The organism is Lagierella sp. ICN-221743 (assembly GCF_037890055.1).
Classification (GTDB): Bacteria; Bacillota; Clostridia; order Tissierellales; family Peptoniphilaceae; genus Mediannikoviicoccus.
On the sequence record NZ_JBBKBD010000039.1, the window covers coordinates 1 to 5852 of the forward strand.

General features: G+C 33.2%; 6 protein-coding genes. 5 read left to right on the forward strand and 1 reads right to left on the reverse strand.

Going from position 1 to position 5852, the window contains the following annotated elements:
• Positions 1-127 precede the first annotated feature (127 nt).
• Together WKS98_RS09720 and WKS98_RS09725 are read left to right on the forward strand one after the other, a co-directional pair.
• Positions 128-1180: an NAD(P)H-dependent glycerol-3-phosphate dehydrogenase gene (locus WKS98_RS09720; RefSeq protein ID WP_498918881.1), complete on the forward strand. Its 1053-nt coding sequence runs from the start codon at positions 128-130 to the stop codon at positions 1178-1180.
• Positions 1173-2384 carry a carboxylate--amine ligase gene (locus WKS98_RS09725; protein WP_498918883.1) on the forward strand — a complete coding sequence of 404 codons (1212 nt, stop codon included), beginning with the start codon at positions 1173-1175 and terminating at the stop codon, positions 2382-2384. Before WKS98_RS09720 ends, WKS98_RS09725 begins: the two co-directional genes overlap by 8 nt.
• 120 nt (positions 2385-2504) lie before the next feature.
• Here the strand turns inward: WKS98_RS09725 and WKS98_RS09730 are convergent, their stop codons facing one another.
• Positions 2505-3896: a leucyl aminopeptidase gene (locus WKS98_RS09730; protein WP_498918885.1), complete on the reverse strand. Its 1392-nt coding sequence runs from the start codon at positions 3894-3896 to the stop codon at positions 2505-2507.
• Positions 3897-3982: 86 nt separating this feature from the next.
• Between WKS98_RS09730 and WKS98_RS09735 the strand changes: the two genes are divergently transcribed.
• Genes WKS98_RS09735 through WKS98_RS09745 form a run of 3 tightly spaced genes read left to right on the forward strand, consistent with a single transcriptional unit; the run spans position 3983 to position 5625 of the window.
• On the forward strand, positions 3983-4327 hold the full coding sequence (locus tag WKS98_RS09735) for an FMN-binding protein (RefSeq protein ID WP_498918887.1): 345 nt from the start codon (positions 3983-3985) through the stop codon (positions 4325-4327).
• A gap of 20 nt (positions 4328-4347) precedes the next feature.
• The gene (locus WKS98_RS09740; RefSeq protein WP_498918889.1) at positions 4348-5115 is read left to right on the forward strand and encodes a threonine/serine exporter family protein; all 768 of its coding nucleotides are present in this window, start codon (positions 4348-4350) and stop codon (positions 5113-5115) included.
• 9 nt (positions 5116-5124) lie between these two features.
• Positions 5125-5625: a threonine/serine exporter family protein gene (locus WKS98_RS09745; RefSeq protein ID WP_498918891.1), complete on the forward strand. Its 501-nt coding sequence runs from the start codon at positions 5125-5127 to the stop codon at positions 5623-5625.
• The last annotated feature ends 227 nt before the right edge of the window (positions 5626-5852 follow it).

Below are 5852 nucleotides of genomic sequence, written 5' to 3' on the forward strand. Positions count from 1 at the left end.
GAGAACGAGATGGGGCTAACATCTCATTCTCTTAGAAAGGGTATGTTTTGAAGTAACACTTGTACATGATTTGATATTAATAGGATTGTTTTAATATCTATTACATTATACAATTAAAAGAGGAGAAATGCAAACTATTAATGAAAAACTTGTTAAAATTTATGATAAAATTATAATACTATTAGCTGACAGGAGAAATGATATGAAAATTACAGTTATAGGCTGTGGAAGATGGGGTTCTTGCATAGCTTGGTATTTAGATAAAATTGGAAAAGATGTGACTTTATATGGAAGAGAAAGTTCTAAGAACTTTCAAAGATTTTTAGAGTGCAGAGAAAATGATTTTTTAAAATTGCCGAAGAGTTTAAAACTTTCTTCAAATCTTGAAGAGGTTTTAAATTCTGAAGTACTTGTTATATCCGTTGGAGCCCAGAATTTTAGAAGTTTGCTAAAAGAGCTTTCTAATTTAGGCTTAAAGGATAAAAAGATTGTTCTTTGCATGAAGGGAATTGAAATAGAAAGTAGAAAGAGATTGTCACAAGTTGCCAAGGAAGAAATTGATTCGTCTAACAAGGTGGCTGTTTGGATTGGGCCTGGACATGTTCAAGAGTTTTATAGAGGAGTTCCAAACTGTATGGTTATTGATAGTGAAGATGAAGAACTAAAAAAATATTTGGTTCAACAATTTTCCTCAACTTTAATAAGATTTTATTATGGAACAGATTTAATTGGAAACGAAATAGGCGCAGCACTTAAAAATGTAATAGGAATTGCTGCAGGTGGGCTGGATGGCCTTGGAGTAAGTTCATTAAAAGGGGCATTGATGAGTCGTGGTACAAGGGAAGTTTCGAGACTAATTGACGCAATGGGTGGAAATCCATTCTCTGCATATGGACTATGTCACCTTGGAGACTATGAAGCTACGGTGTTTTCTGAGTATTCAAACAACAGAAAATTTGGTGAGAGCCTTGCAAAGGGCGAAGAGTTTTCGAAGCTTGCAGAAGGTTATTACACAGCAAAGGCCGTTATGAAATTAAAGGAAGAATATGAGGTGGATATGCCTATAAGCACCGCGGTTTATAACATTTGCTATGAAAATAAAAGCGCTGAAGAAGAGATAGAAAATCTATTTTTAAGATCACTTAAGGATGAATTTACAAAGGGAGAGTTGAATGAATAATAAATTTATACCAATAATACTTGGTACAGACATAAATGCATATGGAGTTGCAAGATCATTTCACGAGGCCTATAAAGTTAAATCCATAGCCCTGGGAATGAAGCATCTTCCATTTACGGCGAATTCAAATATTGTTGAAGTCAGAACCTTTGATAACTTTGATGAAAATGAAGTATTTAAGAGAGAGATGGAAAAGTTTGGGAGGGAGATGCAGGGCCACACACTTCTTTTAGTTTCGTGCTCCGATGGATATACTTCATTATTAACTGAAAATGCGGAAATGTTAAGTAAGTATTTCAAATTTAACTACATCTCTAAAGACTTGCAAAAAAAACTCGAAAACAAAAAAGATTTTTATGAAATCTGTGAAGAGTACAATTTAAATTATCCAGCTACCTATATTATAGATAAGGAAAATAAAGACTCATTCAATATTCCGTTTGATTATCCAGTAGCAGTAAAGGCAAATGACAGCATTGAGTTTTTGCACTTGAAATTTACTGGAAAGAAAAAAGCCTACAAGGCAAATAATATAAACGAATTAACTAGAATAATCCAAGATGTTTATGCTGCGGGCTATTCCGGCGAGATGATTGTCCAAGACTTTATTCCTGGAGACCACTCCACAATGGGAGTATTAAATGCATATGTTAATAGCAAAGGCGAAGTTAAGATGATGTGCTTTGGAAAATGCCTTTTAGATGAATGTCTACCAGAGGGTATAGGAAACTACAATGCACTAGTAACGGAAAATAATGAAGAGCTTTACGAGATGGTTAAAAACTTTTTGGAGAAGATTGACTATAGAGGATTTGCAAACTTTGACTTTAAATACGACAGAAGAGATGGAAAATATAAAGTGTTTGAAATAAATATTAGACAGGGCAGATCCAGTTACTACATGACTGCGGGAGGATGTAATTTTGTTACCTTCTTAGTAGATGACTTAATTAATAATATGGACAAACCGCTTTACAAACACGTGGAAGAGAGGCTTTGGTTATATGCAGATCCACTTGTACTAAAAAAATATTGTAACAAAGAAGATCTTCCAAGGGTAAAAGAACTTCTAAAGAAGGGCTTCGAATTTACAATGTGGTATAAAGAAGACAAAAACTTCAAGAGGTTTTTAAACTATTGGAGAAGACGTCTTGCTACAATAAAATACTATCCAAAGTTCCAACCGGAAAGGGAAGAGTTATAAAAACGAAAAGCGGTGCTAAAAAAGCATCGCTTTTTAATTTCGAATTTTTCTTCTAACGTTTCAAATAGAAATTACTGAAATAATAAAGACGCAGAAAAATCTGCGCCTTAAAATTTTTATTTACTTATGGTTTTTTACAAAATCGTAAAGTGTCTTTACAGGAACCCCTGTAGCACCGAATGGAATATAATCATATGCTGATGTTGTATAAGCAGGTCCTGCAATATCTAAGTGAGCCCATTTTTTATCTTCAACAAAGTGTTCTAAGAATAACCCCGCTGTCATTGCACCACCATAAGGGCCTGTAGAGTTTATAATGTCAGCTCTTTTTGACTTTAATAAATCTTTTAATACGTCAAATGTTGGTAATTTCCAAACGTATTCGCCAACTTCCTTTGATGACTTTTCAAATTCTTCATATAAACTGTCTTCATTTGTAACAATTCCAGTGGTTCTTTCGCCAAGGGCAACCACGCATGCTCCAGTTAGTGTAGCTAAATCAACTATAGGTTCTGCATCTGTCTTTGTAGATGCATAGTAAATTGCATCTGCTAGAGTAAGTCTACCTTCTGCGTCAGTGTTGTCAACTTCGATAAAAGTTCCCTTCATTGAACTGATTATGTCACCGTTTTTATACGCACGTCCAGAAACCATGTTTTCACATGCTGCAACAAATCCAATTACATTTCTTTGTACCTTATTTTTTGCAAGAGCATAGATAGAACCGATTACAGTTGCAGATCCGCCCATATCACAATGCATTGTTGCCATTCCCTTTGCAGGCTTTAAAGCGTATCCACCGGAATCATAAGTTAGTCCCTTTCCAACAAGGCCTATTGGTTTTTGGCCTGGGGCAGGAAGGTACTCCATAATAATAAATTTAGGTTCTTTATCAGAGCCTTCTGCCACAGCTAAAAAAGCCTTCATGCCAAGTTTTTCAATTTCATCCTTATTTAATACTTTTACATTTACACCTACAGAAGAAAGTTTCTCAGTAGCTGCCTTTGCTAAAGTTTCAGGATACATATCGATAGCTGGTGTGTTAACTAAAAATCTAGTAAAGTTAACCCCCTCTACAATATTTTCTCTATAATTAAAGTCTTCCATACTTAAATCTTGTTTAATAGATAAGTTTATTGAAAGCTCTTTGCATTCTTCATCATCTTTTGTCTTGTAGTCATCAAACTTATATTCGGATTGCTTAATACCTTCAAAGATATTTAACACAGCATCCTTTGATAAACTCTCCTCAAAAACCACATCAACATCATAGATATTAAACCTTTCTACTTCTTTTATAACTTTATAACCTAGTGTTATAAGTTTTCTAGGTTCTTCATTATCTTCATCAACTACAACAACATATTCAAGTTTTTCAGCTCCTCTAACATTGTAGGCTTTAAAGTCGCCAAATTTTATAAAAGTTTCTTTATCAACTGAATATCCTTCCAAATTTTTGGTAAAATTAATTATAGATTTTGTTTCAAATTTTTCGTTTAATTTATATTTCATAAAATCCCTCCTCATAATTATTGTACACTATTCGTCATTGATTGACACTACCATATATACTTGTTAATATTTAACAAGGTGAGAAGATGAAGAATAAGATTAAAATTGCAACATTAATTTTATTAATGCTTTTTAATTTAAATGGATGTAAAAAAATAAATAAAGCTGGAACATATGAAGATTATGGAAATGGTAGAAATGGAAAAATAAAAGTATCCGTTACCATAAATTCAGATGGGGAGATATCAGATATAGAATTATTGGAACACGAAGACAATAAAGAATTTGTTGAAAAGACTTTTAAAGAATTAAAGCCAAAGATTATAGAAAAAAACAGCACAGATGTAGATGTATCCTCTGGAGCAACACAGTCATCTGAAGGAATTTTAGAAGCTGTTGAAAAGGCTGTAGAGCAATCAAATGAAAAATAGAAAAAATCAGGACTGATAATATGGGAATTTTAGAAAGAAAAGACGCCGATAAACTTGCCGTACTAGTTGCCAATGTAACAAAGTCACTTGTGAAAAATGGAGCTGAAATTTACAGAGCAGAAGATACGGGCAGAAGAATGTGCGCCAAATATCAAAATATTGAATATATAAATGTTTATGCTACTTATAACTTAGTAATGGTTAGCTTTTCATTAAACGGAGAAGAGTTTTCTACCATGAGAACATTTCATGGCGTGGAGTACAACCTAAGCAAAGTGGCAAAGGTAAATGAATTTTCAAGAAAGTTTACAACAGACGGTATAACTGTAGATGAAGGACTTAAGATAATAGAAAATATTTATTTTGAAAATGATGAAAAAATGCTTTACATGTCACTTTTTGCAGCCCTTGGCTCAGCCTTCCTAATAGTTAACTTTAACGGGGGAATAGAAGATTTTATAATAACCCTAATTGCTGCTTTTATAGGAGAGCTATGCTATTTAAAAATAATGAAGAGAGAAATACCTATATTTATAAGTACAATAGTAGGTTGCTTTATAGCATCAAGTATATGCCATTTAACAATGATGCTTGGGCGTGGCACATCAATGAATATAATTGTAATGGGTTCCATAATGCCCTTTTTACCAGGAATATCCTTTACAAACTCCGTGCGAGACTTCTTGTCAGGAGAGGTTCAATCAGGATTAATGGCCCTAGTGCAATCACTTATAATAGCATCGGGAATGGCCCTTGGTGTAAGTTCATCATTTTTATTGTTTTCATAGGAGGGGAAAATGAATATTATAATTAACGCTATAATGTCAGGACTTTCCTCAATAGGATATGGACTTATGTATAGAGTTCCAAAAAAAAGCGTGTTAGGAAATTTCTGTGCAGGAACAGTCGGTACATTAACATACGGTATACTATGGAACAATTTTGGGATGACATTTGGAGCATATTTAATAGCTTCTTTAACCATAGGAGTAATGGCAGAGGTATTTGCTAGAATAAACAAACTTCCAGCAACGGTTTTTTTAGCACCGGGGCTTATACCACTAGTACCAGGAATTGCTATATTCAACATGATGAATGACTTTGCAAATAAAAGTTATGCAGAAGCACTATCAAACTTATCAAATGCTGCAAGCTATGCAATGGGAATAGCACTTGGTATAGTAGTGTCATCACTATATTCAAGATCACTTAAAAACTATAGAAACTACTTCAAACTTGTAAAGATAAAAAGAATAAGCAAAAAGAAGAAAGAAACAGACGATCAAGATGTCTTATAATAAATGAAAGAATAAATAAGACTATTTTACAAAAATTTAAAGAAATCTTTAAAAACACTTGACAATGATAAATAAAGTTGATATTATAATTAGGCACTCATATGAGTTGCCTTTTTTAATACAAATTTTTCCAAAAGAAAAAAATAAAAAAGCTTGACAACAAAAAATCTACATGCTAGACTATAGAAGTTGTCACTCAAAGCGAGTGCAAAGAACCTAAACAAGTG

What these genes read in the sequence shown, in the direction of transcription:
- WKS98_RS09720 (WP_498918881.1), top strand. Translation starts at nt 128, where the DNA reads ATGCAAACTATTAATGAAAAACTTGTTAAAATTTATGATAAAATTATA.
- WKS98_RS09725 (WP_498918883.1), top strand. Translation starts at nt 1,173, where the DNA reads ATGAATAATAAATTTATACCAATAATACTTGGTACAGACATAAATGCA.
- WKS98_RS09730 (WP_498918885.1), bottom strand. Translation starts at nt 3,896, where the DNA reads ATGAAATATAAATTAAACGAAAAATTTGAAACAAAATCTATAATTAAT.
- WKS98_RS09735 (WP_498918887.1), top strand. Translation starts at nt 3,983, where the DNA reads ATGAAGAATAAGATTAAAATTGCAACATTAATTTTATTAATGCTTTTT.
- WKS98_RS09740 (WP_498918889.1), top strand. Translation starts at nt 4,348, where the DNA reads ATGGGAATTTTAGAAAGAAAAGACGCCGATAAACTTGCCGTACTAGTT.
- WKS98_RS09745 (WP_498918891.1), top strand. Translation starts at nt 5,125, where the DNA reads ATGAATATTATAATTAACGCTATAATGTCAGGACTTTCCTCAATAGGA.